The following is a 2,011-nucleotide window of genomic DNA, read 5'->3' as shown; positions in this document are numbered from 1 at the left end:
CGACAATTGCGCCGAGGCGGTGGAGAGTGTCGAGGTGACCGACCTCGTGATCGCGGCGGGTGCCGAGGCGGTGCGCCCGGCGACCGGGTCGGACAGTGACCAGGCGATGGGCAACGTGCTCGATGCGGGCAATGATGTGCTCGACGGTGCGGCGGCGGTGCCCGGCGCGGGTGGCAACGTGGTGCTGAGCGCGGTCGCCGATCCCGGCAACAGCGCCTTCCTGGCGGTCGATCCGGCCACCGGCGCGCTGACGCTGACGGGCGGCGCCCCGGCGGGCACGCATGCGCTGCGCTACCGCATCTGCGAGGCGGCCAATGCCGACAATTGCGCCGAGGCGGTGGAAACCGTCGAGGTGACCGACCGCGTGATCGCGGCGGGCCCGGAAGCGGTGCGCCCGGTGATCGGGGCGGATGCGGCGCAGGCGGCGGGCTCGGTCCTGTCGGCGCTCAACGACACGCTGGACGGCGTGGCGGTGGTGCTGGGCGACAGCCCGACGGTGGTGCTGAGCCGCGTCGCGGGGGCGAACTCGGCGCCGGAACTGTCCGTGGACGGCTATTCCGGCACGCTTCTCGTGGCGGCGGGCACGCCCGCGGGCAGCTACACGCTGGAATACCGGATCTGCGAGATCGGCAATGCCGACAATTGCGCCACGGCGATCGAGACGGTGGAGATCACCGACACCCCGATCGCGGCGGCGGCGGAGGCGGACCGGCCGCTCTTCCAGCAGAGTGCGGCGCAGGCGGCGGGCACCGTGCTCGACGCGGGCAATGACCTGCTCGACGGGGCGGCGGCCACGCTGGGCGGGGCCAACCCGGTGACGCTCACGCTGGTGAGCGCCGATCCCGGCCTGACGCTGGATACCGCGACCGGTGTGATCACCGTGGCGGGGGACCAGCCGCTCGGCCGTCACACCCTGACCTACCGCATCTGCGAGCCGGCCAACGGCGACAATTGCGCCGAGGCGACCGAGGCGGTGGTGATCTCGCTGACGCCGATCGCGGCGGCGGCCGAGGCGCCGCGCAACGTGACCGGGCAGGACGAGATCCTGCTGGCGGGCAACGTGCTGGACGCGGCAAACGACCTGCTGGACGGCGCCGCGGCGGTGGCCGGTGACACGGTGATCCTGTCGGCGGTGGCCGGCCCGGACACCGCGGCCGAGCTGAGCCTCGACCCCGCGACCGGCGAATTGCGCGTGGCCGCGGGCACGGCTCCGGGCAGCTACACCCTGCGCTACCGCATCTGCGAGGCGGCGAACCCGGTGAACTGCGCCGAGGCGGTGGAGACCGTCGTGGTCACCGACCGTCCGATCCTGGCCGCGTCCGAGCCGACGCGTCAGGTCATGCAGGCCAGCACCCAGGTGGGGGCGGGCTCGGCCCTGGCCGCGGGTGATACGCTCGACGGCATCCCGGTCACGCCGGGCGATGGCGGCACGGTGGTGCTGACGCTGGTCGGCGCCGATGCCGGGCTGTCGCTCGACCCCGAGACCGGCCTGATCGCCGTCGCGGCCAACCAGCCGCTCGGCACCCATACCCTGACCTACCGCATCTGCGAGGCGGTCAATGCCGACAATTGCGCCACCGCCACCGAGACGGTCGAGGTCGCGCGCACCACCCTGCAGGCCGTGGCCGAGCCCACCCGCGCGCTGACCGGCTCCGACGATGAGCTGCCGGCGGGCCTGGTGCTGGGCGCGGGTGACGTGCTCGACGGCGTGCAGGCCGCGGCCGGCCCGTCCGGCAATGTCGACCTGACCACCGTCGCGATCGACGCCGCGCTGACGCTCGACACCGAGACCGGCGAACTGACCGTGGGCGCGGGCACCGCGGCGGGCACCTATACCGTGACCTACCGCATCTGCGAGAAGACCAATCCCGGCAATTGCGCCGAGGCGACCGAGACGGTCACCGTGACCGACACCGCGCTTGCCGCCGGCCCCGAGCCGGTGCGCGCGCTGGCGGGCTCGGATGCCGCGCAATCCGCGGGCAACGCCCTCGATCCGTCCAACGACACGCTG

1 protein-coding gene is annotated in these 2,011 nt (G+C 73.5%); it reads left to right on the top strand.

Translation table 11 applies throughout. The annotated features are described in order from the left end of the window. Nucleotides 1–2,011: hypothetical protein (locus ATO11_RS22255; protein WP_165587012.1), on the top strand; the 2,011-nt coding region annotated here is incomplete at both ends.

The organism is Pseudaestuariivita atlantica, assembly GCF_001205715.1.
Lineage (GTDB): Bacteria > Pseudomonadota > Alphaproteobacteria > Rhodobacterales > Rhodobacteraceae > Pseudaestuariivita > Pseudaestuariivita atlantica.
Note: the sequence above shows the minus strand (reverse complement) of the source record. Positions and strands in the feature narration are given on the sequence as shown.